At 73.4% G+C, this 22,910-nt stretch carries 22 protein-coding genes; 16 read left to right on the forward strand and 6 right to left on the reverse strand.

What is annotated here, in order from left to right:
- Positions 1–40: 40 nt before the first annotated feature.
- Both ACN261_RS23545 and ACN261_RS23550 read left to right on the forward strand, forming a co-directional pair.
- Positions 41–595 (forward strand): sigma-70 family RNA polymerase sigma factor, encoded by a 555-nt coding sequence (locus ACN261_RS23545; protein WP_145920254.1) that lies wholly within the window; start codon positions 41–43, stop codon positions 593–595.
- A gap of 100 nt (positions 596–695) precedes the next feature.
- On the forward strand, positions 696–1,796 hold the full coding sequence (locus tag ACN261_RS23550; RefSeq protein ID WP_425852165.1) for a zf-HC2 domain-containing protein: 1,101 nt from the start codon (positions 696–698) through the stop codon (positions 1,794–1,796).
- A gap of 121 nt (positions 1,797–1,917) precedes the next feature.
- Here the strand turns inward: ACN261_RS23550 and ACN261_RS23555 are convergent, their stop codons facing one another.
- Both ACN261_RS23555 and ACN261_RS23560 read right to left on the reverse strand, forming a co-directional pair.
- Positions 1,918–2,337, reverse strand: coding sequence for a DUF4913 domain-containing protein (locus tag ACN261_RS23555; protein WP_425852167.1), 420 nt, complete (start codon positions 2,335–2,337; stop codon positions 1,918–1,920).
- Positions 2,338–2,389: 52 nt separating this feature from the next.
- Positions 2,390–3,193 (reverse strand): transglycosylase SLT domain-containing protein, encoded by an 804-nt coding sequence (locus ACN261_RS23560; RefSeq protein ID WP_425852169.1) that lies wholly within the window; start codon positions 3,191–3,193, stop codon positions 2,390–2,392.
- A gap of 265 nt (positions 3,194–3,458) precedes the next feature.
- Here ACN261_RS23560 and ACN261_RS23565 point away from each other — a divergent pair, with 265 nt between their 5' ends.
- From ACN261_RS23565 to ACN261_RS23605, 9 genes are all read left to right on the forward strand, one after another.
- The gene (locus ACN261_RS23565) at positions 3,459–3,908 is read left to right on the forward strand and encodes a hypothetical protein (protein ID WP_421481830.1); all 450 of its coding nucleotides are present in this window, start codon (positions 3,459–3,461) and stop codon (positions 3,906–3,908) included.
- Positions 3,905–4,234, forward strand: coding sequence for a hypothetical protein (locus ACN261_RS23570; RefSeq protein ID WP_421481831.1), 330 nt, complete (start codon positions 3,905–3,907; stop codon positions 4,232–4,234). The genes ACN261_RS23565 and ACN261_RS23570 overlap by 4 nt, the downstream gene beginning before the upstream one ends.
- A gap of 116 nt (positions 4,235–4,350) precedes the next feature.
- Positions 4,351–4,713 carry a hypothetical protein gene (locus ACN261_RS23575; RefSeq protein ID WP_363658128.1) on the forward strand — a complete coding sequence of 121 codons (363 nt, stop codon included), beginning with the start codon at positions 4,351–4,353 and terminating at the stop codon, positions 4,711–4,713.
- Positions 4,710–5,423, forward strand: coding sequence for a hypothetical protein (locus ACN261_RS23580; protein ID WP_421481832.1), 714 nt, complete (start codon positions 4,710–4,712; stop codon positions 5,421–5,423). Before ACN261_RS23575 ends, ACN261_RS23580 begins: the two co-directional genes overlap by 4 nt.
- Positions 5,424–6,620, forward strand: a complete 1,197-nt coding sequence (locus tag ACN261_RS23585; RefSeq protein ID WP_421481833.1) for a hypothetical protein — start codon at positions 5,424–5,426, stop codon at positions 6,618–6,620. It begins immediately after the preceding gene.
- Between the two features lie 52 nt (positions 6,621–6,672).
- Positions 6,673–8,166 (forward strand): SCO6880 family protein, encoded by a 1,494-nt coding sequence (locus ACN261_RS23590; protein WP_421481834.1) that lies wholly within the window; start codon positions 6,673–6,675, stop codon positions 8,164–8,166.
- The gene (locus tag ACN261_RS23595; RefSeq protein WP_421481835.1) at positions 8,163–9,893 is read left to right on the forward strand and encodes an ATP/GTP-binding protein; all 1,731 of its coding nucleotides are present in this window, start codon (positions 8,163–8,165) and stop codon (positions 9,891–9,893) included. Before ACN261_RS23590 ends, ACN261_RS23595 begins: the two co-directional genes overlap by 4 nt.
- Positions 9,890–11,683, forward strand: a complete 1,794-nt coding sequence (locus ACN261_RS23600; protein ID WP_421481836.1) for a type IV secretory system conjugative DNA transfer family protein — start codon at positions 9,890–9,892, stop codon at positions 11,681–11,683. Before ACN261_RS23595 ends, ACN261_RS23600 begins: the two co-directional genes overlap by 4 nt.
- Positions 11,684–11,746: 63 nt before the next feature.
- Positions 11,747–12,784: a hypothetical protein gene (locus tag ACN261_RS23605; protein ID WP_421481837.1), complete on the forward strand. Its 1,038-nt coding sequence runs from the start codon at positions 11,747–11,749 to the stop codon at positions 12,782–12,784.
- Positions 12,785–12,955: 171 nt separating this feature from the next.
- On the opposite strand, the gene ACN261_RS23610 is transcribed toward ACN261_RS23605, so the two are convergent.
- The 3 genes from ACN261_RS23610 to ACN261_RS23620 all read right to left on the reverse strand — a co-directional run bounded on the left by ACN261_RS23610 (position 12,956) and on the right by ACN261_RS23620 (position 16,683).
- Positions 12,956–13,552: a polysaccharide deacetylase family protein gene (locus tag ACN261_RS23610; protein ID WP_421481838.1), complete on the reverse strand. Its 597-nt coding sequence runs from the start codon at positions 13,550–13,552 to the stop codon at positions 12,956–12,958.
- A gap of 8 nt (positions 13,553–13,560) precedes the next feature.
- Positions 13,561–14,754, reverse strand: a complete 1,194-nt coding sequence (locus tag ACN261_RS23615) for an endo-1,4-beta-xylanase (RefSeq protein WP_425852174.1) — start codon at positions 14,752–14,754, stop codon at positions 13,561–13,563.
- Between the two features lie 303 nt (positions 14,755–15,057).
- Positions 15,058–16,683, reverse strand: a complete 1,626-nt coding sequence (locus ACN261_RS23620) for a glycoside hydrolase family 43 protein (RefSeq protein ID WP_421481840.1) — start codon at positions 16,681–16,683, stop codon at positions 15,058–15,060.
- 244 nt (positions 16,684–16,927) lie between these two features.
- On the opposite strand from ACN261_RS23620, the gene ACN261_RS23625 reads away from it, so the two are divergent.
- From ACN261_RS23625 to ACN261_RS23645, 5 genes are all read left to right on the forward strand, one after another.
- Positions 16,928–18,220, forward strand: coding sequence for an extracellular solute-binding protein (locus ACN261_RS23625; protein ID WP_421481841.1), 1,293 nt, complete (start codon positions 16,928–16,930; stop codon positions 18,218–18,220).
- 55 nt (positions 18,221–18,275) lie between these two features.
- Positions 18,276–19,274: a carbohydrate ABC transporter permease gene (locus ACN261_RS23630; protein ID WP_363655293.1), complete on the forward strand. Its 999-nt coding sequence runs from the start codon at positions 18,276–18,278 to the stop codon at positions 19,272–19,274.
- Entirely contained in the window at positions 19,271–20,110 is an 840-nt protein-coding gene (locus tag ACN261_RS23635) for a carbohydrate ABC transporter permease (RefSeq protein WP_421481842.1), read from the forward strand. Before ACN261_RS23630 ends, ACN261_RS23635 begins: the two co-directional genes overlap by 4 nt.
- A 94-nt stretch (positions 20,111–20,204) precedes the next feature.
- A complete protein-coding gene (locus ACN261_RS23640; protein ID WP_363793472.1) occupies positions 20,205–21,191 on the forward strand; it encodes a LacI family DNA-binding transcriptional regulator in 987 nt (328 codons plus the stop codon).
- Positions 21,192–21,563: 372 nt separating this feature from the next.
- Complete coding sequence (locus ACN261_RS23645) at positions 21,564–22,304, forward strand: cellulose binding domain-containing protein (RefSeq protein ID WP_425852177.1); 741 nt, start codon at positions 21,564–21,566, stop codon at positions 22,302–22,304.
- A 129-nt stretch (positions 22,305–22,433) separates the two neighbouring features.
- Here ACN261_RS23645 and ACN261_RS23650 read toward each other — a convergent pair whose 3' ends face one another.
- The gene (locus ACN261_RS23650) at positions 22,434–22,898 is read right to left on the reverse strand and encodes a hypothetical protein (protein WP_421481845.1); all 465 of its coding nucleotides are present in this window, start codon (positions 22,896–22,898) and stop codon (positions 22,434–22,436) included.
- Between the last annotated feature and the right edge of the window lie 12 nt (positions 22,899–22,910).

The following is a 22,910-nucleotide window of genomic DNA, read 5'->3' on the forward strand; positions in this document are numbered from 1 at the left end:
GGGCGACCCGTACGTCAGGGGGAGGCGTTCTGTGTCGGCGGTGCCCAACGAAGCGCCCGGGGTGACCGGCGACGCGGCGACCGAACGGGCCTCCCCCGAGGCCCTGATGCGCTGGATCCACGAGCAGTACCGGGGACCGCTGCTGAGGTTCCTCACCCGCCTCGTCCTCGGTCGGCAGGAACTCGCCGAGGACCTGGTCCAGGAGACGTTCCTGCGCACCTGGCGGAACCTGGAGACGCTGGCGGAGGACCCACGCCGGATCGCCCCGTGGCTCTACACGGTCGCCCGGCACGTGGCCATCGACGCGATGCGCGCCCGGCAGTCCCGACCGCCCGAGGTGGCCATCCCCGACCTCAACCGGCTCGCCTCGGCCGACGACGAGATGGACCGGGTGGTCAGCACCCACACCGTCCGGTTGGCGTTGCAGCAGATCAAACCGGAACACCGTGAGGTGCTCGTCGAGATGTACTACAAGGGCTCCTCGGTCGCCGAGGCCGCGCAGCGACTGGGAATCCCGGAGGGTACGGTAAAGTCCAGAACGTACTATGCGGTGCGCGCGCTGCACGCAGCGATCGGCCCGACCGAGTCGTCGTGATGACGCGACGTGTCGGTTTCCCGCTCGACCTCCCGGACGGCTGCCGTCCCTGGGGTCGTCACACCGCCACCGGTGTCTCCGGGTCGAGAAGGGGGGCGTGATGCGCACCGGGGGTGACCATCCCACCGCTGAGCACGCCACCCTGGCTCTCTACCTGCTCGGCGCGCTCGACGATGCCGACCGGGTCGCGTTCGAGAACCACCTGGCCGGTTGTGACGAGTGCCTGGCCGCGGCGGGCGAGATGGGCGGCGTGACCAGTGCCCTCGGCGGGCTGGACGCCGCCGACTGGGACGACCTCGCCGGCCTGACGCCCGAGTTTCCGCTACCGCCCGGGTTCGGCCCCCCGGCGGACCCCCGCGCCCACCCCGCGCCGCCTGCCGACCCGCCGTCGTCGGGACTGCCACCGGGCCCGTTGTCGGTCGACCCGCCGCCGGCAGGCCCGCCATCTTCCACCGGATCTGGTCGGCCGGCGGCACCGGTGCCGGTCGCGCGTCCGCCCGCCGACCCGCCGCCGGCACCCGCCGCCGACGGCGGCCCGGTCACACCCGCCGCCGACGGCGGCCCGCCGGCACCCGCCGGGTCGGACCTGCCCCCCGCCCCGGCCGCCGACACCGGGCCGCCCGCCGACGTGGCGCCGGTCCCGCAGTCCGGCACGCCGGTCGCGGCACCCCGACGGGGTGACCGCCGGGGTGCCGGTCCGCGTACCACCGGCCGTGGGGCGGGCAGCCGCCCCGGCGGGGACCGACCCGCGACGGCCCCCGGCCCGGGAGGCACCCGGCCCGCCGACCCGGCCCGGCGTCGCCGGACGGTCCTCTGGGCAGGGGTGGCCGCCGCGCTGGTGGCCGTCGTCCTGGCCGGCGGGATCGCTGCGGTCACCGGCTTCGGCGACCGCAGCGGCGTGGTGCTCACCGCGACCGGGGAGGCGCCTGCCGAGGGGGTGAGCCTCTCCGTCGCGATCACCACCGACGAGGGGCGGGGCTCCACCATCCGGATCACCGCCACCGGCCTGCGCCAGGGCCTGCGGTACCGGCTGTTCGCGGTGACCCGCGACGGCGTCACCCACGTGGTGCGGGACTGGACCGCCTCGACCGGGCCGCAGGAGGTGACCGGCGAACTGTCGCTGCCGGTCGCGGACCTGGCCTTCGTCACCGTGGGCCTGGTGGACGGCACCGCGATCGTCACCGCCCCGATCTCCCGCTGAGCCGCTCCGGCCGGCCCCGCCCCGCCCGGGGCACGTCAGGTCCGAGTCCGGCCCGGACCCGACGTGCCGGCCCCGGACCCGGACCTGCCGGCCCGGGGCGGGGCGGGGCGGGCCGCCGTGGTCAGTACGGGTCGGTGTGCGGGATCTCCTTGGCCCGGTGCGCGCCCGCCTTGCAGCCGGCGAACGGCCCGGCCGGGTTGCGCAGGCTGGTCAGCACCGGTTCCAGGTAGTCGCGGTGCCAGTTGGCCGGGCCGCACAGTCCCGCCTCCGGGCCGGTGAGTTCCTGCCAGGCCAGCCACAGGCCGTGCAGCTGCGCCACCGCCTCGGGGTGCCGCCACCACTGCCCGCACCAGGGCGCGGCCGAGGACGCCTCCCGGGCGTAGATCGGCACGAGCAGCAGCCGGACCCAGTTGCTGAGCAGCGCCAACTCCTCGTCGTACTCGTCGTCACGCAGGTAGAGGATGAACGGTGAGGTGGGCGGCCGGTCGTCCGGCGGCGCGTCGTCGGCGCGGGTCTGCTCCTGCGGGGTCGTCACCGTCATGGACACTCCTCATCGGTCTGCCGGTCGGATCGGTTCCGCCGGTCGGTGCGGTTCAGTCGCCCGAGGCTCCGGGGCTGGGCGAGGTGGTCGGCGGGAACGACGGCGGCGGACCGCCGAGCCCCTGGTACTTGGCGAACAGGGACCGGACCTGCGCGAGGTAGAGCTGGGCGGCATTGGTGGAGGGGACGCCACCGGCCCGGCGTACCTCGTCGATGCCGACGGCGTACGCGGCGAGCGTCAGGTCGAGCACCTCACCGATCGCCTCGCCGTCGTCGAGCAGGGCCTGGGCCTGCCCGGCCAGGGCGCAGACGTGCTTGGCCTGGGCGGCGATCGAGTCCTCCTCGTCGACCGCGTCGGTGTCGCCGTCGTCGTCGGTGTCCTCGCCGTACCTGGTGAAGACCTCGGGCGGCAGTTGGGAGATCCCCTTCTCCCCGTTCGGGCCGACCTTCGCCGGGTCCCACCCGGAGGCCACCTCGATCTGCGCGGCGATCACCACGGGGCCGATCTGGGTGCAGGTCTTCCCCGCGTCCTCGATGCTGTCCGCCAGCCCCTCGGGCACCTGGTCGGGGTCGAGCGTGCCCTTGCCGTCGCCCTGCGCGGCGGCCAGCGAGTCGTCGGCGGCGCTGACCGGATCGGCCGACCCACCGCCGCCGCCGAAGAACAGGATCAGCGCGACGAGCGGGGCGAGCAGCACGCCCAGCGCGCCGATCACGAAGACGGCGGCGGCCCCGACCACCCCGGCCACCGGGGTCGCCAGGCAGCTCAGCCCGGCCGCGACGGCCGCGCCGATCAGCGCCGCGCTGCTCCGGTTCGACCCTTGCGTCGGCTCCGCGCCGTCGTTGTCGGACGCTGCCATGTCGCCTCCCAGGCTGCTCACCAGTGCGGTGGAAAAAAGTTCGTCCCCGGCGTGAACCGGGTGGCGGGGCCCGTCGTAGTGGCGTCCGTCGACCGCCCGGCCCGCCGTACTGACGGGTCGGGACCCGGGGTGGTTCAACCGGGACGTCGACGAAGTGGAGCGACATTCGACAGGAGGTGGGTGCATGGGGTCCGCGACGATGACCGACCCGGCACCGCGGATGCCACCGGGGCCGCCGTCCGTCCGGACCGGACCCGGGGCGGCCGTGTCCCGGCGGTCCCTGTCCGAGGCGGGGCTGGGCTGGATCGCGGCGCACGGTGGCGCCGGCACGACGACGCTGTCCCGGCTCTTCGGCGGCGTCGACCTCGGCTGCCGGTGGCCGGACGCCGCACGGGCGGAGCCGGCCACGGTGATGCTGGTCGCCCGGACCAACGCCGAGGGCATGCGGGCGATGTCCCGGGCGCTCAACGCGCTGCGGGAGGGGCGTCATCCGCCCGGCATGCGGCTGGTCGGTCTGGTGCTGCTGGCCGACGCCCCGGTCCGGTTGCCGTCGGCACTGGCCCGTCGCATCCGGGTGCTGCGGTCGGTCGCCCCGGTGCACCGGGTGCCGTGGATTCCGGCGTGGCGGCTGGGACAGCAGCCCGCCCGGATGCCTAAGGCCCTGGACCGGCTGCGGGTGGCGACCGGGTCGGCCGGCGAGGGGAGGACACCGTGACCTCCGGGTACGGGATCGTCGCCGCGCTCCTGGCACGGGGTCCGGCGGCGGCGCCCTCCCCGCTGCCGGCCTTCCAGCCCCCACCGCCGTACAACCCGGCCGGCGGCGCGGCCGACGACCTGCTGAACCTGCTCGCCTGGGGGGTCAGCGCGGCGGGCGTCGCCGGGCTGCTCATCCTCGGCATCTCGATGGCCATCCAACTCAACCGGGGCGTGCCCGGGGAAATGAGCGACCACTTCCGCGGGGCGGTGTTCGTTGCGATGGGTTGCGTGCTCGGCGCGACCGCCGGACCGCTCGTCATGTTCTTCGGCGACCTCGGACTCTGAGCCGGTCGCCGCCGGCCGCAGCGCACCCCGCACTGCCGGCCCTGTCCCACCTCCGTCGCCGCCGGAGCGTCGTCGACGCCTCCGGTGATGCCACCTGCCCTGAAGGAGCTGTTCCGATGACGTTCACGAGCCTGTCCCAGTACGCGGCGGCCTACCTGTTCGCCCGCCTCCCGATGGCCCCGGACCCGCAGCAGCCGGGCGGTGCCGGGATCAACCCGACCCCCAACGCGCCGGGCCAGCTGAACACCCTGGTGAACAAGCTGCTGGGTCTGATCGCCTGGGCCGGCACCGCCGCCGGGGTGGCCGGGGTGCTGATCACCGGAACGATGATGGCGGTCTCGGTGAAGCGGGGCGAGAGCTCCGAGCACATGTCCCGCCTCGGCCTGGTGCTCGGTGGCTGCATCCTGGTCGCCGTCGCGGGTCCGTTGGCCAACTTCTTCCTCGGTGGTGCCGGCACCACCGCGGGCCAGCCGCAGTGACCGGCGGGCGAGGCCGGTCCCCGGCGGACCCGCCGTTCTGGGCCGAGCGCGGCTGGCTGCTGTCCGTCGCGTTCCTCGCCGGCATGGCGTTGCTGGCGGCGGGGGTCTGGGTGTCCGGGGCGACCCGGCAGACGGCGGTCGACCCGGTGGCCCGGACCGCCGCCGACGCACCGGTGGCGCGGTGCCCGTCCCGGCCGGTGGTGGCCTCGGGGGCGGCGGTGCCGCCGGACGACGTGGCGTGGCGGACCCTCGACGGCGGCGACCGGGTGCCGGTCTCCGCGACGCAGGGACCGTCGCGCACCGCCGACGGGGTGCTGGGCTGCTTCGCGCACACCCCGATCGGCGCGGTGCTGGCGGCACACGCCGTGCCCACCCAGCTGGCCGGGCCCACCTGGCGGGCCGTGGCCGACCGGCAGGTGCTGCCGGGGCCGGGCCGCGACGTGCTGGTGGCCCGGCTGGGAGCCGCCGCCGGGGTCGTCACCAGTCGCGGCGGCGGCAGCTACGCGGGCTTCGCCCTGGCCCGGTACGCGGCCGACACCGCCCAGGTGCAGTTGCTGGTCAAGACGGGTGCCGGGGGCTACGTGGCGACCCTGGTCGCGCTGCGCTGGGACGCCGGTGACTGGAAGGTCGTGCCGTCGCGGGCCGGTGTGGTGCACGCGTCGCTCGGCACGGTCACCGGCAGCGCCGGCTACACACTCTGGAGGAAGTAGATGGGCGGGTGCTCACCTCCCAGTCCGCTCGACATCATCACCGGCTTCTTCTCGTTCCTCGGTGACCCGATCGGCACCCTGGTCCGGATGATCGCCAACCTGATGCTGGCCGCCGCGATCTCGATCTTCGCCGAGCTGAGCGCCTCGGTGCCGACGCTGGGCACCACGACCGAGGGCGGCCCGGACGACGTACCGAGCCTGATCAGCGACCAGATCGAGTGGGTCGTGACCTACCTGGCGATCGGGTCGGTGCTGTTCGCCGCCGCCCGGATGGCGATGGAACGCAAGGGCACCGCCGGGCGGACCGCCCTGCAGGGCTTCCTGCGGGTCATCCTGGTCGCCGGGGCCGGGTCGTGGGTGGTGGGCCGGGCGGCCAGCCTCTCCGACGGCTTCTCCGACCACCTGCTCAAGTCGGCGGCCATGCAGGTGATCATGGGTGTGCCGTGTGTGGACAACGGCTCCTCCATCGAGTCGTTCCTGCTGCTGGTGCTGGCCTTCCTGCTGCTGATCGCCGCCATCGTGCACGTGCTGATGCTCTACCTGCGGCTGGGCGTGATGACCATCATGCTCGGCACGCTGCCGCTGGCCGCCGCCGCGTCGATGACGAACTGGGGCGCCGGCTGGTGGCGCAAGCACATCGGCTGGACGGTGGCCTGGCTGCTCTACAAGCCCGCCGTCGGTCTGATCATGTTCTCCGGCGCGGAGATGCTCGCCGTCGGCAGCCGGACCCAGAACTCCTCGCACATCCGCATCGCCGGCATCGGCGTGCTGCTGCTGTCGGCGATCGCCCTGCCGGCGCTGCTCAAGATCGTGGTACCGGCCACGGCGGCGCTGGGCACCGGCGACCCGACCGGCACCGCCGTCTCGGCCGCGGGCGGCATGGTCGCCTCCGGCGCGAAACGGGTCGCCGGGTCCGCCCTGTCCTCAGGTGGCGGCGGCGGTGGCGCGCCGTCCGGGGCTCGCGGGCCGCAGGGCAGCCGGGGCGACACCGGCCGGCAGGGACCGTCCGGCGGCGAGGGCCGGACCGGCCGTAACGCGGGTGGCTCCGCCGGCTCCGCGGCGGCCGCGGGTTCCGCCGCCCGGCTGGCCGGGCCGGTCGGGGCGGCGATCGACGGGGCGCACCGGGCGGCCCGCACCGGCCGGAACATGGCGGCCGGCACCGTGTCGGGCGCGGACGGCGACGCCGGCCACAACTGACAGCGGGGCGACGGCCGGCCGGTCGTCGCCCGGGTGAGACGAGGGGGAGGCAATGACGACCGAAGCCGTCATCGAACCGACGTACGGCAACTGGCGTCGGCCGCGCCGGGCCGGGCTGGGCCCGCTCGGCCTGGTCGGCACGGTCGGGGTGTTCGGCGGGCTGGTGCTGGTGCTGCTGGCCTCGCTGGCGTCGCTGCAGGCGGCGTTCGTGGTCGGCGTGCCGCTGGTGGTGGCGCTGCTGCCGATGGCGGTCCGCACCCAGGACGGCCGCAACATGTACCAGCTGCTGACGTTGCGGATCGGCTGGTCGCGCCGGGTGTCCCGGCGGGAGCACCTGTACGTCTCCGGGCCGCTCTCGGCGCGACCGGGTGGCCGGTTCCCGCCGCCCGGCCTGCTCAGCGGGGTGCTCGCCCGGGAGGGCCGGGACGCCTACGACAGGCCGTTCGGGGTGCTGCACCACAAGAGCCGCAACCTCTACACGATCGTGCTGCGGTGCGAGCCCGACGGCGGGTCGCTGGTCGACCCGGAACAGGTCGACACGTGGGTGTCGCTGTGGGGGGAGTGGCTGTCCCGGCTCGCCCACGAGCCGGGGCTGCGGGGGGCGTCGGTGGTGGTGGAGACCGCCCCGGACCCGGGCACCCGGCTCGCGGCGGAGGTGCTGCCCCGGCTGGACGCCGCCGCTCCCGCCGCCGCGCGCGCGGTGCTGGAGGAGGTGGTCGAGGACTACCCGTCGGCGTCGTCGGAGATGAACTCGTACATCACCCTCACCTACGCCCCGGTGGGCGGGCCGCGACGCGATCCGGAGGACGTGGTCACCGACCTGGCCATCCGGGTGCCGAGCCTGCTGACCGGGCTGATCGGGGCCGGTGGCGGTGTCGCCGAGCCGCTGTCGGCCGAGCAGATCGCCGAGGTGGTCCGGGTGGCGTACGACCCGGCGTGCGCCGCCGAGGTGCTCAGCGTCCGCGCCGAGCACGGGCAGACCGGGCTGGAGTGGGCCGACTGCGGGCCGGTGGCCGCGGTCGAGTCGGTGGACGCCTACCAGCACGACTCGGGGGTTTCCCGGACCTGGCTGCTCACCCTGGCCCCCCGGGGCACGGTGCGCTCCAGTGTGCTGCGCACCATGCTCGACGCGTCCGCCGGCACCCGCCGCAAGCGGGTGGCGCTGCTCTACCGGCCGATCGACCCGGCGACCTCGGCCCGGATCGTCGAGGCGGACCGGCGTACGGCACAGTTCATGGCCACCTCCGGGCGGGGCATGGTGCAGGCGCGGGCCGCCGCCGAGGTCCGCGCCGCCGAGCAGGCCGCCGCCGAGGAGGCCACCGGGGCGGGGCTGGTGGAGTTCTCGCTGATGCTCACCGTCACCGTGGACGACCGGTCCCAGCTCGACGACGCGTCGGTGCTGGTCCGCAACATGACCGGCGCGACCCGGATCGCGATGCGGCCGGCCCACCGGATGCAGGCGGCGGCGTTCACCTGCACCCTGCCGGCCGGAATCCTTCCGTGGGAGCAGACCGTGCTGCCACACGAACTCCAGGAGGCGATGTGAGCGGCGCACCTGTCGTCCGCGCGGACGGGCTCGGGGCGGGCTGGCCGGCCGGGACCTCGGGGGCGCGGACCGCGCTGACCGGGCTGGTCGGCGACCCGGACGACGGGGCCCCCGTACCGCCGAAGAACACCAGGCCGCCCCGGCCCCGCCGGGAGCTGCCCGCCTCGGCGCGGGGGTGGGAGGGGCCCGGCGGCGGGCGGGTCGGCTATCTCGACGCGCCCACCATGTGGCGGGCCACCACCGTGCAGGCGTGCGGGCTGTGGCCGTTCTCGGCCGGCTCGGGGGCGCCGATGTCCGGGGTGCCGCTGGGTCAGCATCTCTACACCGGCGCCACGGTCTGCGGTGATCCGATCTCCTGGTTCACCCGGGCCCGCTACATCTCCAACCCGTCGCTGTTCATGTTGGGCATGCCCGGCCTGGGCAAGTCGACCCTGATCAACCGGATGGCGGTGGGCCTGGCCGCGACCGGCGTGGTGCCGCTGGTCCTCGGCGACCTCAAGCCGGACTACGCGGACACCGTGCGCGCCCTGGGCGGGCAGGTGATCCCGATCGGGCGTGGCGTCGGCGGGATCAACGTGCTGGACCCGGGGGCGATGGGGCTGGCCGCCGAGCGGATCGGCGGCCGGGCCGGCCGGGCGCTGGCCGCCGAGACGCACGGCCGGGTGCTGAACATGGTGGCGGCGCTGCTGACCATCGTGCGGGGTCGGGCCCTGGACGACCACGAGCAGTCGGTGCTCTCGGCCTGCCTGCGGCACCTGCGTGAACACACCCCGCAGGGCCGGGCCCCGCTGCTGCCGGACCTGCTGCGGGTGCTGGCGGAGGGGCCGGACCGGGTCCGCGCGGTGACCCTCGACCGGGGCCAGGAGAGCCGCTACCGCGACGCGGTGGATCCGCTGCACCGCTCGCTGCTGGGCATCCTCGACGGGGCGTTGGGCGACACCTTCGGCTCGACCACCTCCACCCGGATCGACCCGGACGCGCCGGCCGTGTGCATCGACATCTCCCGCATCGGCGAGTCCGACACCCAGCTCACCGCCGCGGCGATGCTGGCCGCCTGGTCCGAGGGGCTGGGCACGGTCGCCGCCTCGCACGCCCTGGCCGACGCGGGCCTGGCCCCGCGCCGCTGGTTCTTCACCATCCTGGACGAGTTGTGGCGGCCGCTGCGGGCGGCCTCCGGCATCGTCGACCGGATCGACGCGCTGACCCGGCTCAACCGGTCGCTCGGCCTCGGCGATGCCAAGATCACCCACACCCTCAAGGACGCCGAGGCGCTGGGTTCCGACGCCGACCGGGCCAAGGCGCGCGGTTTCGTGGAACGGGCCGGGATCGTCGCCTGCGCCGGACTGCCGGCGGCGGAGATGACCGACCTGGGCCGGGTGATCGGCCTGTCCAAGCGGGAGATCGAGCTGGTCTCCTCCTGGTCGTCGCCGCCGGGCTGGGCGAGCACCGGCAGCAACGAGGAGCCACCGGGGCGGGGCCGGTTCCTGATCAAGGTGGGTGGCCGGCCCGGCATTCCGATCCGGGTGTCCATCACCGACACCGAGCGCCGGCTGCACGACACCAACCAGCGCTGGGTGCAGAACGGCTACGCCGCCCAGCAGGCCGCCGAGCGGGCGGCGGCCCGGCAGGCGGTCTTCGAGGCCGAGGCGGAACTGGGCAACCTGGCCACCCGGCCGGAACTGGCCGCCGACGAGGTCGCCGCCGGCGAGCGGAGGTGGCGGGCGTGAGCCGGGCGTCGTCGGGCGCGCCCCGGGGGGCGGACCTGTTCTTCTGGGCGTTTTGCCTGGTGGTCCTCGCCAACGCGGCGCTGTTCACGGTCGCCTGGCTGGGCGGCACCCTGGGCGCCGCGGTGACCGGGCACGGCTGGCACCCGCCGCCGTTCACGCTCGGCGCGTACCTGGCGTTGATCTCCGGCGACACCGGCACGCTGTGGCCCGGCGCGTCGCCGTACGCGGTCTACGCCGGGATGCTGGTGGTGGCGCTGCTGCTGGTGGTGCCGGCGGTGCTCGCCGGACGCCGGCTGCTGGACCTGCGCGGGCGCGGCGTCGGGCTGGCCCGGGTGCGGGACCTGGCCCCGCTGACCCCCGCCGGGATCGCGGCCCGCGCCCGGGAGCTGCGTCCCTCGCTGGCCGGGGTGCGGCAGCTCAGTCCGGACGACACCGGCAACCTGCTCGGCGACCTGTCGCCCAACGGTCCGGAGCTGCGCTCCTCCTTCGAGGACGTGGAGCTGGACCTGATGGCCCCCCGGGCCGGCAAGTCCACAGGCATCGCGGTGCCCCGGGTGCTGCGGGCCCGGGGGGCGGTGCTGCTCACCTCCAACAAGTCCGACGTGTACGCGGTGACCCGCGCCGAACGGGAACGCGTCGGTACGGTATGGACGTTCGACCCGCAGGGCATCGCCCACGTGCCCCGACGGATGTGGTGGGACATCCTCGCCGACTGCACGAGCATCGAGGGGGCCCGCCGACTGGCCGGGCACTTCGTGGCGTCGGTCAACGACGACACCGCCAAGAAGGACTTCTGGATCTCGGCGGCGCAGAACACCCTGACCGCGCTCTTCCTGGCCGCCGCCCGGGGGCGGGCACCCGTCGCCGAGCTGCTCGGCTGGCTGGCCGACCCGGCCGACCGCACCCCGATCGACCTGCTGCGCGACGCCGGGCTGCCGGCGATGGCCGAGCAGCTCCAGGGCACCGTACGCGGGGCGGTGGAGACCCGCGACGGCATCTACGAGACGGCCCGGCAGTGCGTGGCGTGCCTGCTCGACCCGGAGATCCTGGCCTGGGTGTCCCCGGACCCGTACCTGCCGCAGTTCCGCCCGGAGCGGCACGTGCTCGGCCGGGACACCCTCTTCCTGCTCTCCAAGGACGGTGGTGGTTCGGCCGCCGGGGTGATCGCCGGCCTGGCCGACGCGACGCTGCGGGCGGGGGTGGTGGCCGCCGAACGGATGGGCGGCCGGCTCGACCCGCCGATGACGGCGGTGCTGGACGAGGCGGCGAACGTGTGCCGGATCTCCGACCTGCCGGACCTCTACTCGCACCTGGGATCGCGGGGGATCAACGTGGTCACCCTGTTGCAGAGCTACCGGCAGGGGTCACGGGTCTGGGGGGAGGCCGGGATGGACGCGCTGTGGGGCGCGGCCACCATCAAGCTGCTCGGCGCGGGCCTCGACGACGCCGACTTCGTGGAGAAGGTCTCCAAGCTGGTCGGGCAGCACGACGTGAGCACGGTCAGCGTCTCGCGCAGCCGGGACGGCTCGTCCCGGTCCACCTCGTACCGACAGGAGCACGTGCTGCCGCCGGACCGGATCCGGGCCCTGCCGAAGGGGACCGCGCTGTTGCTCGCCACCGGCATCCGACCGGCGGTGATCACGCTGCGGCCCTGGTACAAGGAGCCGGACGCGGGGCGGATCTCGGCACAGGCCCGGCAGGAGGTCGCGGCGATCACCGAACGGGCCGCCGGCAAGGCCACCGCGACGCCGTGGCAGGCGAACCGGCGAGAAACCCCCGCCGCCGGCTGAACCGGCCCGCCGGGCCGGTCGTAAAGAGCGTGTCAACCGCTGGTCGAGCATCAAGGAGCCCAGGTGTCCTCACCCCATCAGCCGCCACCGGGCGGGACCGGAAGTCCCACCGGCAGCGAGAACTACAGCGTCCACTACCCGCCCACCCCGTCCGAGTCCGAGCCGCAGGTCGTCTACTCGCCGAGCGTCTACAGCCAGGTCAGTTACACCCCGGGGGCCTACACCCCGAGCAACTACAGCCAGGTCAGTTACCCCCCGGGCGCCTACACCCCCAGCAACTACAGCCAGGACGCCCCGAGCACCTCGTCGGTGCCGTCGGGCTACGGCCAGTACAGCGCGGCCGACTACCAGGCCGACGTGGGTCAGCCGTACAGCACGTCGACCTCCTCGGGTCGCAGCAGCCCCGGCCCGGGGGACTCGATCAGCGTCGAGTGGAACGAGAGGGAAACCAGCGAGCACTCGCTGGACAGCGGGAACCGGGTGATGACCCTGATCAAGGCGACCGGCAACTGGATCTACGAGAACGACGAGAAGATCGTCAACTTCGTGTCGATGGTCGCGTCGCCCGGGGTGCAGGGCGCCGCCGGGCTGCGGGGCAACGCGGTGGCCAACAGCGTGGGCCTGGCCCTGGCCGCCGGCCCCGGCGCGTACGTGGTGGGCAAGGAGGTGGTCAACTCGCTGCGCGCGGGCCGCCAGGGTGACCTGGTCCGGGCCGCCTACGGCGCGGTGGCCGCCGCGGGCGCGCTCACCTGGGGCGTCGGCTACGCGCCGGGTCAGGACACCACGGCCGGCAACTCGGGAGCCATCGTGCACGGGGTGGGCTCCGGGCTCATGGTCACCCGGGGTCCCCGGGAGCAGCCGAGGCGCTCCCACCAGGACACGGAGTCCCGGGGGGAGATCGCCGACACCGCCAGTTCGCACCGCAGGAGCGGGGTCACCTCCCGCAACCACACGTCCCGCAACCACACCTCCCGCACCAGCGGCCGGGACAGCGGCTCGTCGCACGAGTCGGTGAGCCGGCGCAACGTGTCCGACCGTACCCGTGACCACCACCGGCGCGGCGGTGGCGGCAGCAGCGGTGGCTCCGGGATCGTCCGGTAGGTCACGCCGGCCGTGACCGGCCAGGTCGGGGTGCCGCCGCGTCCAGGGACGTGGACCGGCGGCACCCCGACGGCGTGGTGGGTGGGCGGCACACCCCGACCCCCCACCCACCACCCGCACCGGCCGTAGCCGGTCTGCCGGCCCGCTCCGCCGGGGCGGGCCGGCAGCGGGTCAATCGGCCGGCAGGGTGAACCGCCAGCGTCGTGCGCGCAGCACGGGCGCGACCCGGTCGACCGCCGCGACGCTCTGGCTGCGGTCCCCGCCGCCGTCGTGCAGCAGCACCACCGCGCCGGGGGTGACCCCGTCGAGCAGCCGGCGGACGAGCTCGTCGGTGCCCGGCGGCTCCCAGTCCCCGACGGCCAGCCGCCACCCGAGCGGTCGCATGCCCAGTGCGGCGGCCACCGCCGGGGTCGCCCCCCAGGCCCCGTAGGGGGCCCGGAAGTACCGGATCCGGGCCGCCGGCACGGCCCGCCGGATGACCTCGTTGGTCTCCCGCAGGTCCGCCTCGATCCGCTCGGCCGACCAGGTGGTCATGTCGTCGTGGTGCATGCTGTGGTTGCCCAGGTGGTGGCCGTCGGCCACGATCCTGCGCACCACCTCGGGGTGGGCCTCGACCTGCCCGCCGCAGAGGAGGAACACGGCCGCGATCCGGTGCCGCCGCAGGACGGTGAGCAGGCGCAGGGTGTCGGCGGGGTTCGGGCCGTCGTCGAAGGTGAGGCTGACCGTCCGCCCGCCGCCCCGGGCCGTGTCGAGGATGTCGGCGCCCACCGGCCGACCTACCGGCGCGGCTTCGGCGTCGCCCGCATCCGCACGTACGGCGGTCCGGCGTAGATCAGGTCGGCCTTCATCACCTGGTACGCCCGCTTGGGCTGGTAGTTCTCGTCGTAGATGGTGGCCAGGCCCTGCGGCGGGTCGTCGAAGGTGCCGGGCACCCAGGAGTGCCGGTCGGTGAAGCCCCAGACGGTGAACGACAGGCAGCGCGGCTCGGCCAGGCAGGCCTGCAACAGCACGTGGAAGTTCGCCGCCGACGCCTGGAGCCGTGGGTTGATCTCCTCCGAGTCGCCGGCCTGCACCCCGTCGGTCAGCCGGCTGCGCACGTCGACCTCGGTGAACGCGGTGGACAGCCCCAGCCCGGCGAACCGGTGCAGCGCGTCGGCTACCTGGAGGGTGTCGTAGTTGCCGTACTGGGTGCCCAGGTGGCCCTGGCTGCCGACCCCGTCGATCGGCACGCCCCGGGCCAGCAGGCCCTTGACCATGTCGTAGACGAACTGGGTCTTGTCGTTGGCCGGGTCGCCGGAGCCGAACGCCTCGATGTTGTAGTCGTTGTAGAACAGCAGGGCGGTCGGGTCGGCGGCGCGTGCCCAGCGGAACGCGTCCGCCACGTAACCGGGGCCGAGGTGCTCGGCCCAGAAGCCCTTGTAGTGCAGGGTGGACGGGGTGTCCCAGGGGTCGCTGACGGCCTCGTTGACGACGTCCCACTGCCAGATCCTGCCCCGGTAGCGGCTGGCGACGGTGGTGATGTGCTTGCGCAGGATCGACCGCAGCTCGGTGTTGTCGATGGAGCCGTCGGCCACCCCGTCGGTGAGCCACTTGGGCAGCTGGCTGTGCCACACCAGCACGTGACCCCGGACCTTCTGGCCGTTACGTCGGGCGGTGGCGACGAGGTCGTCGGCGGCCTTCCAGTCGTAGGTGCCCCGGGTCGGCTCCAGGGACTCCCACTTCATCACGTTCTCGGCGGTGACGGTGGAGAACTCGTCGCGCACGATCTCCCGGTAGCGGGGCTCGGCGGGGTCGGCGAGGGCGGCCATGTCGACCGCGGTGCCGACGTACAGGCCGTGGCGCTGGCCCAGGGCACGTAGGCTCTGCGCGGTCGGGTCGTACGGCCGTTCGGCGGCGGCCGGTACGGCGTTCAACACACCGGCGGTCGCGACGGCGACCAACCCGGCGGCCATCCACCGTCTGAGCATCATCTGCGTTCCTTTCCCGAGGCGCGTCGACGGGTCGACGGCGGCGAGGTGGGTGGGGCGCGGTGCGGCCACCGCTGTGTGCGGGCGACGGCCGCGCCGGAAGCTACCGATAGTTGGCTATCGATTTCCGGAAGTCGACTGGAACGTTACGAGCGCGGGACCCGCCGGTCAACCATCGATACTTCCGGAACTCCTGGTCACACCGCCGGTCGTGCGTCGCAACGTTTCGACCCGACCGGGACCCGGGCACGACCACGACCGGCCCCACCGGAGCCGGTCGTGGTGCGGTCGGTCGTGCTGCGCCGGTCAGTGCTCCCGGTAGGTGGCCCGGTCGAAGTCGGCGTACCCGCCGTCGCCGCCGAGATCCTGCACCCAGAGCCCGAGGAACGCCCCGGTGAACCCCCAGGCGGCCGGCTCGCCGTCGATGATCAGCGCGGCGTGCTCGTCGGAGAGGATGGTCGCGTCCAACTCGACCGGGAGCTGCTGCCAGCCGGTACCCAGGTCGTAGCCGAAGCGCACCACCGGCCCGTCGAACTCGGCGCGCAGGCCGACCCGGGTGACGCCGCCGGTGTCCACGGTCAGCTCCGGGTGGGCGGTACGCCGACCGTTGTCGGAACTGAGCAGCTCCAGCACGGTACGGCCGTCGTCCGCGCGGGTCAGGTAGAGGTGGTGCCAGTTCAGGGTGTTGTAGTAGGCGGTGATCCCGGCGAGCTGACGGTGGTCGACCGGGTCGAACTCGACGACGGTCTCCAGGGCGCACCGGGTCGCGCCGACCCGGCGGGCGACCAGGCTGGGGGCCTGACGCCCCACCGGAGACTGCCCACCGTGGACCCGCAGGTGCGACGGGCGGGAGCGCAGGTCGATCCAGTCCGGGGTGGCCGGCCGGCGCAACGTCGACCACGCCGTGCCCAGCTCGTCGGCGTCGAAGTCGTCGGTGTCGGGTTCCGCCGGCCACGGGTGCGCCGGCAGGTCGGGGGCGTCGACCTCGTCGGCGGGCACCCCGCCGGGAATCCGGGGCCAGCCCCCCGCGGGCCACTCGACCCGCTGGATCGCGGTCTCCCGGCCCAGCACGCAGCTGCCCAGCGGGGAGTAGGGGCGACCGACCAGGTGGGCGAGGTACCACCCGCCGTCGGGGGTGCGGACCAGGCTGCCGTGGCCGGCCTTCTGCAACCGCAGGTCGGGCCGGCCGACCGAGGTCAGCAGCGGGCCGTCCGGGTCCACCTCGTACGGTCCGAACAGCTCGCGGGAGCGGGCCACGGTGACCTGGTGCTCCCAACTCGTGCCGCCCTCCGCGGTGATCAGCCAGTACCAGCCGTCGTGGCGGTAGAGGTGCGGGCCCTCGGTGACCCCGACCGGGGTGCCGGTGAACAGGATGCGGGGCCGGCCGACCAGGCGGCGCGCCTCCCGGTCGTACTGCTGGATCTCGATGCCGCCGAAGCGGTCCCGGCCGGGCCGCCAGTCGGCGCTCATGGCCAGCAGCCAGGTGGTGCCGTCGTCGTCGTGGAACAGCGCGGCGTCGAAGCCGCGCCCGTGCAGCTTCACCGGGTCCGACCAGGGGCCGGTGATGTCGGGGGCGGTGATCAGGAAGTTCTGCGGGTCCCAGTAGCCGCTGGCGAAGCTGGCCACGTCGCTGTAGACGAGGTGGAACTGCCCGTCGTGGTAGGTCAGGTCGGGTGCCCACACACCGTTGGAGTCGCCGCAGCCGCGCAGGTCGAGCAGGCGGCGGTCGGTGATGATCCCGCCGAGCGGTCGCCAGTGCACCAGGTCGCGCGAGTGGTGCAGGCGGACCCCGGGGTACCACTCGAACGTCGAGGTGGCCAGGTAGTAGTCGTCGCCGACCCGCAGGATCGACGGATCCGGGTGGAACCCGGCGAGGACGGGATTGCGGATCGACCGGGCAGCGGTCGCCACTTCAGCGGTGTCGGTCGACACGTGCACTCCTCGGGCAGCTCTCGAAACTTTCGGAATCAGGGCCGTAGTCGGTGAAGCCCTGCACACGCTAGCCGTTTTCGCCGCGATAGGACAGAGGGCTTGACCCGCGTGGAAACAACTCGTAGCGTGCCCGCCATCGATCGGTAATACCGGCGACGCTCTGAAAGTTCCGGAGATACACGTTTCGAAACCCGCCGGCCCGGCCGGCGCCCGAGCACCTCGTGAGTCCCTGAAGGGATGGATCATGACAGCGCACCTCTCCCGCAGATCGCTGCTCGGCCTCGTCGGCGCCGGCGCCGGCGCCTACCTGCTCAGCGGCTGCAGCGACGACGCGTCCGACGACCCGGACGCGCCCCAGACGATCAACTGGTGGCACATCCAGAACACCGAGCCGATGCTGCCGGTCTGGGCTGCGGTGGCCCAGGAGTACCAGAGCGCGCACAGCAACGTGAAGATCGAGATCCAGCCGCTGGAGAACGAGGCGTTCAAGGCCAAGCTGACCACCGCCACCCAGGCCGGCTCCCCGCCGGACCTGTTCCAGTCCTGGGGCGGCGGGGTGCTCAAGCAGCAGGTCGACGCGGGCCTGGTCAAGGACCTCACCGAGACCATCGCCCCGTGGAAGGACGGCCTGCTGCCGCTGTCGCTGGAGCCGTACACCGTGGACGGCAAGATCTACGGGGTGCCGTTCGACATCGGCATGGTCGGCTTCTGGTACAACAAGGACCTCTTCGCCAAGGCGCAGATCGCCGCGCCGCCGGCCACCTGGGCCGAGCTGCTCGACGTGGTCCGCAAGCTCAAGGCCGCCGGGATCACCCCCGTGGCGCTGGCCGGCAAGGACAAGTGGCCGGCCCACTTCTACTGGGCCTACCTGTCCATGCGCATCGGCGGGCTGGGCGCGCTCCAGCAGGCCGCCAAGGACAAGAACTTCGAGACCCCGGACTTCGTGGCCGCCGGCGAGCGGTTCAAGGAGCTGATCGACCTCCAGCCGTTCCAGAAGGGCTTCCTCGGCGCCGAGTACGGCTCCCCGGACGGCCAGGCCGCCACCATGGGTAACGGCGGTGCCGCGCTGGAGCTGATGGGGCAGTGGGCGCCGTCGGTGCAGGCGTCCAGCTCGACCAGCAAGAAGGGGCTCGGCGACAAGCTCGGCTTCTTCCCGTTCCCGGCCGTCGACGGCGGCAAGGGTTCGGCCACCGAGGTCTTCGGCGGTGGCAACGGCTTCGCCGTCGGCAAGGACGCCCCGCCGGCCACCATGGACTTCCTCAAGACCCTGCTCAGCGTCGACGTGCAGCGGCGCAGCACCAAGACCGGCGCGGTGCTGCCGACGGTCAAGGAAGCCACCGACGCCGTCGCCGACCCGAACAACAAGGTCGTCGCGCAGACGCTGGCCGCCGCCACCGGCTTCCAGCTCTACCTGGACCAGGCGTACCCGCCGGCCGTCGGCCAGCAGGTCAACGACAGCGTCGCCGCCCTGGTCGCCGGCAGCAAGTCACCCGCGCAGATCCTCAAGGACATCACCCAGGTGGCGAAGACCCAGTAGTGACGTCCCACCCCCACCGATCACCAGCCGCCGGCGAGAACTGAGTGGAGCAGGCATGACCACGCCATCGATCCTGTCGAACGCGGGACCCGGCGGCCGAGTGACCGAACCGTCGGGGCCGGGGCCGGGCGGCGTACGCCGTACCGGCCGCCGGCCCCGGCCGGGCCGTCGCCGGGCCCTGGCCGTCTTCCTGACCCCGTCCCTGCTGCTGTTCCTGCTGCTGGTGCTGACCCCCATCGTGGTGGCCGGCTACGCCAGCCTCTACAAGTGGAACGGCTTCGGTCTGCCCGAGAACTTCATCGGGCTGGACAACTACACCCGGGCCTTCGGCGACCCGGTGTTCCGGGGCGACCTGTGGCACGGGCTCGTGCTGATCGTGCTCTCCCTGGTCGTCCAGCTGCCGGTCGCGATGGGTCTGGCGATGCTGCTCAACCAGCCGCTGCGGGGACGCGCGATCTACCGGGTGATCTTCTTCGCCCCGTACGTGCTCTCCGAGGTCACCACCGCGGTCCTGTTCAACCTGGTGTTCTCGCCCAACCGGGGGTTCGGCGACGCGATCTCCCGGTTCCTGGGGGCCGACGCGGGGGCCGTGTTCGCCGACCCGGACACCGTCCTGTACGCCGTCTTCCTGGTGGTCTCCTGGAAGTACTTCGGCCTCTACATGATCCTCTTCCTGGCCGCCCGGCAGAGCATCCCCAAGGAACTCGACGAGGCGGCGGTCACCGACGGGGCCAACGCGTGGCAGGCGTTCCGGCTCGTCACCCTGCCGCTGCTCGGGCCGACCATCCGGATCAGCGTGTTCCTGTCGGTCATCGGCACCATCCAGCTCTTCGACATGGTCTGGGTGCTCACCGGCGGCGGCCCGATCCACGCCTCGGAAACCATGGCCGTGACGATGTTCCAGTTCGGCTTCCGCCGCTTCGAGGTCGGCTACGCCAGCGCGATCAGCATCGTCATGTTCCTGCTGAGCCTCGTCTTCGCCCTCATCTACCAGCGCATCGTCCTGCGGCGCGACACCGAGGGCGCCCTCACCGTCCAAGGAGACCAGCGATGACCAGCCCGGCGACCCCGGCCCAGCGGGCCCGCCGCCTCCTGCTGCACCTCATCTCCATCGCCGTCGGCGCGCTCATCGTGGTGCCGGTCTGGTTCGGGGTGATCGGCGGGTTCAAGGACAACGGGCAGCTCTCCACCAACCCGCTCGGCCTGCCCGACCCGTGGGTGCCGGGCAACTACGTCGAGATCTTCACCGCCGGGGTGTTCTGGCGCAACGTGGGCAACAGCGTCTTCATCGCCGTGGCCAGCACGTTCGTCGTGGTCGCCGCGGCGGCGATGGCCGCGTTCGTGTTCGCCCGCTTCGCCTTCCGGGGTCGGGAGTTCCTGGTCACCCTCTTCGCGATCGGGCTGATGTTCCCGTTCGCGGTGGCGATCCTGCCGCTGTTCATCCTGCTGCGCGGGATGGGCCTGCTGGACAACCCGCTCGGGGTGATCCTGCCGCAGGCCGCCTTCGGCCTGCCGATCACCATCATCATCCTGCGGCAGTTCTTCCGGACCATTCCCGGCGAGGTCGAGGAGGCGGCGACCCTCGACGGTTGCGGTCCGTTCGGGTTCTTCTGGCGGGTGCTGCTGCCGATGGCCCGGCCCGCCCTGGCCACCGTGTCGGTGCTGGCCCTGGTGAGCAGTTGGAACAACTTCATGCTGCCGCTGGTGGTGTTCACCGATCAGAGCTGGTGGACCCTGCCCCTCGGGGTCCAGGCGTTCCAGGGGCAGTACTCCGACGACACCGCGAAGGTGCTCGCCTACGTCGTGCTGTCGATGATCCCGGCGTTGGGCTTCTACGCCATCGCCGAACGTCAGCTCATCGGTGGGCTCTCCGGCAGCGTCAAGGGGTGACCCCGACCTGCTGCGATAGCCTTCTGCGACCGTAGTTCCCCCGACCGAAAGGGCGACCGTGGGCTCCGAAAACGGCAGGAACGTCACCATCGCGATGATCGCGCGGTTGGCGGGCGTCTCCGTGCCCACGGTCTCCCGGGTGATCAACGGCCGGTCCGACGTCGCCCCGCAGACCCGGGAACGGGTGGAGGAGCTGCTCACCCGGCACGGCTACCGTCCCCGCTCGGCGGCGCGACGCACCCAGTCCGCCCTCATCGACCTGGTCTTCAACGACCTGGACAGCCCGTGGGCCGTGGAGATCATCCGTGGGGTGGAGGACGTCGCGCAGGCCAGCGGGGCCGGCACGGTCGTGTCGGCCATCCACCGGCGCACCTCGTCGGCCAAGCAGTGGCTGGACAACATGCGTACCCGCTCCACCGAGGGGGTCATCTTCGTGACCTCGATGGTGGAGCCGCCGTTGCAGGCCGAGCTGCGCCGGCTGCGGCTGCCGGTGGTCATCGTCGACCCGGCCGGGGTGGCCCCCCAGGAGGCCCCCACCATCGGCGCCACCAACTGGGCGGGCAGCCTGCGCGCCAACCAGTACCTGCTCGGCCTCGGTCACCGGCGGATCGGCTTCATCGCCGGCCCGCCGCAGCTGATGTGCAGCCGGGCCCGGATGGACGGCTACCGGGCCGCGCTCGACGCCGCCGGCCTCGCCGTCGACGACCGGCTGGTGCGGCCCGGCAACTTTTACCACGAGTCCGGCTACACCGCCGGCATGCACCTGCTGGGCCTGCCCGAACCGCCCACCGCGATCTTCGCCTCCAGCGACCAGATGGCGCTCGGCGTCTACGAGGCGGTCCGCAAGCGTGGCCTGCGGGTGCCCGACGACGTCAGCGTGGTGGGCTTCGACGACCTGCCGGAGGTCCGCTGGTGCTCGCCGCCGCTGACCACGATCCGGCAACCGCTGGCCGAGATGGGCATGTTGGCCGCCCGTACCGTGCTGCGGCTGGCCCGGGGCGAGACGATCGAGAGTCCACGCATCGAACTCGCCACCGATCTGGTCGTCCGCGACAGCGCCGCGGCACCGCGTAACCGCTGATCCGACCCGCCGTCGGCGATCGGTCGGACGGCGGCGTGCCGCGCCCGGCAGGGCTGGCCCGGAGTCCGGCCGGCCGGTCATTGCATCGACAGTCATCGAATGCCAGACTGTTCTGACGTCGTCACGCTCGGGAGCCAGCGTGACCACTCGCGCGTCGATCCGTCGGGGCACGCGGGGCGGCTGCGCCATCCCGCGCCGGGCAGTCCGTGACGGTGACCACCGGCCGGTCGCCCCCGCCCGTCGGCAGGACCGTCCGGCACCACCCGGCCCACGGCAGCCATCGGTCGCGCAGAGATCACCCCACCCCTCACCGCCCGGCACCCCAGGCCCGTCCCGGCCGCCGGTGCCCCCGCAACCCCCTCGGAGGTACGGATGCTCCGCACGCTCGGCGTGGTGCTGGCGACCACGACCCTGACCCTGGCCGGTTGGGCCGGCACGCTCACCGGCGCCCAGGCCCAGCCGGCGCTCTCGGCCACCCCCCTTCCCACCCCCACCTACGCGTGCCCCCCGGCGCTGCCGGTATCCGGGCAGTTCGTGTCGGCCAGCGCCACGAGCATCACCGTCCGGTACTCGATGATCATGACGCCGCCGTGCGGCTACGACCCGCCGATGACCCTGGTCCTCTTCGCCAGCCAGGCCGACGCGGTGGCCTGGCTGAACCCGGTGGCGTCGGCGGTGTCCGGTCCGGAACGGCAGGGGGAGATCACGGTCACCGGGCTGACCCCGGACAGCGACTACTGGTACCGGTTCAGCGCCGGGGAGAAGCACGACCCGTACGTCATCAGCGGGCCGGTCCGGACGCTGCCGGCCGGGTCGGCGTCGTGCCGGGCGACGATCACCGTCGACAACCGCTGGACCGGCGGGTTCGCCGCCACGGTCACCGTGCGCAACACCGCCGAGCAGACGCTCAACGGCTGGCAGGTCAGCTGGCGGTGGTACGGCGACGAGCGCATCTCGGCCCTCTGGAACGGCGTGCTCAGCACCTCCGGCGCCGATGTCACGGTGCGCAACGCCTCCTGGAACGGCACGCTGGCCCCGGGCGCCAGCACGACGTTCGGCATGCTCGTCTGGACCAACTCGCCGGCCGCGCTGACGCTGAACTGCGGTCGGTGACCGTCGGCCGGCAGGCCACGGCCGCGCCGGCCCGCGGGTGCACCGCACGGGACCGAGGTCCGCACCGGCGTGCCGCCGCCCACCGGGGTGGCGGCACGCCGTCGGTCCGGCCCACCGCCCGGCGACCCGTCAGGCGGCCAGCGACCGCCTGATCCGCGCGTACTCGGCGGCCATCTCCGGCGTGGCCAGGAAGTCGTCGAGCGCGGCCGAGACCCGGTAGTCGACCTCCTCGACGGAGCGCAGGGCGAGTTCGTGCAGCTCGCCGCGCCGGTGCTCCTCCAGGTAGCTGGTCCAGTGTTCGAGGGCCGACAGGGCGATCAGCAGGCCGGGGTCCATGTCGCCGTCGGCGAGGATACCCTCGTCGACGCGGTCGAGGTGGGCGCGCAGCTCGCTCGCGCCGGCCGTGGTGATCCGCTCCCGCGCCGCGGTCAGCGCCGCCCAGGCGTCCTCGTCCAGGTCGTCCCCGCCGGCCTCGTCGATCAGGTCGGCCTCCAGCAGGCGGGTGACCGTCGCCAGCCCGAAGGCGTGCAGGGCGTCCTCGTCGGCCGCGTCGACCAGCTCACGGATGGCCGCTTCGCACTCGTCGTATCGCACCGCGCCAGGGTA

Source organism: Micromonospora sp. WMMD723 (genome assembly GCF_049863385.1).
GTDB lineage: Bacteria > Actinomycetota > Actinomycetes > Mycobacteriales > Micromonosporaceae > Micromonospora > Micromonospora wenchangensis.

Excerpts from the sequence above, each read along its gene's own strand:
- ACN261_RS23590 (WP_421481834.1), top strand. The coding sequence starts at position 6,673 with ATGACGACCGAAGCCGTCATCGAACCGACGTACGGCAACTGGCGTCGG.
- ACN261_RS23640 (WP_363793472.1), top strand. The coding sequence starts at position 20,205 with ATGATCGCGCGGTTGGCGGGCGTCTCCGTGCCCACGGTCTCCCGGGTG.
- ACN261_RS23630 (WP_363655293.1), top strand. The coding sequence starts at position 18,276 with ATGACCACGCCATCGATCCTGTCGAACGCGGGACCCGGCGGCCGAGTG.
- ACN261_RS23575 (WP_363658128.1), top strand. The coding sequence starts at position 4,351 with ATGACGTTCACGAGCCTGTCCCAGTACGCGGCGGCCTACCTGTTCGCC.
- ACN261_RS23585 (WP_421481833.1), top strand. The coding sequence starts at position 5,424 with ATGGGCGGGTGCTCACCTCCCAGTCCGCTCGACATCATCACCGGCTTC.
- ACN261_RS23555 (WP_425852167.1), bottom strand. The coding sequence starts at position 2,337 with ATGACGGTGACGACCCCGCAGGAGCAGACCCGCGCCGACGACGCGCCG.
- ACN261_RS23625 (WP_421481841.1), top strand. The coding sequence starts at position 16,928 with ATGACAGCGCACCTCTCCCGCAGATCGCTGCTCGGCCTCGTCGGCGCC.
- ACN261_RS23550 (WP_425852165.1), top strand. The coding sequence starts at position 696 with ATGCGCACCGGGGGTGACCATCCCACCGCTGAGCACGCCACCCTGGCT.
- ACN261_RS23560 (WP_425852169.1), bottom strand. The coding sequence starts at position 3,193 with ATGGCAGCGTCCGACAACGACGGCGCGGAGCCGACGCAAGGGTCGAAC.
- ACN261_RS23635 (WP_421481842.1), top strand. The coding sequence starts at position 19,271 with ATGACCAGCCCGGCGACCCCGGCCCAGCGGGCCCGCCGCCTCCTGCTG.
- ACN261_RS23615 (WP_425852174.1), bottom strand. The coding sequence starts at position 14,754 with ATGATGCTCAGACGGTGGATGGCCGCCGGGTTGGTCGCCGTCGCGACC.
- ACN261_RS23645 (WP_425852177.1), top strand. The coding sequence starts at position 21,564 with ATGCTCCGCACGCTCGGCGTGGTGCTGGCGACCACGACCCTGACCCTG.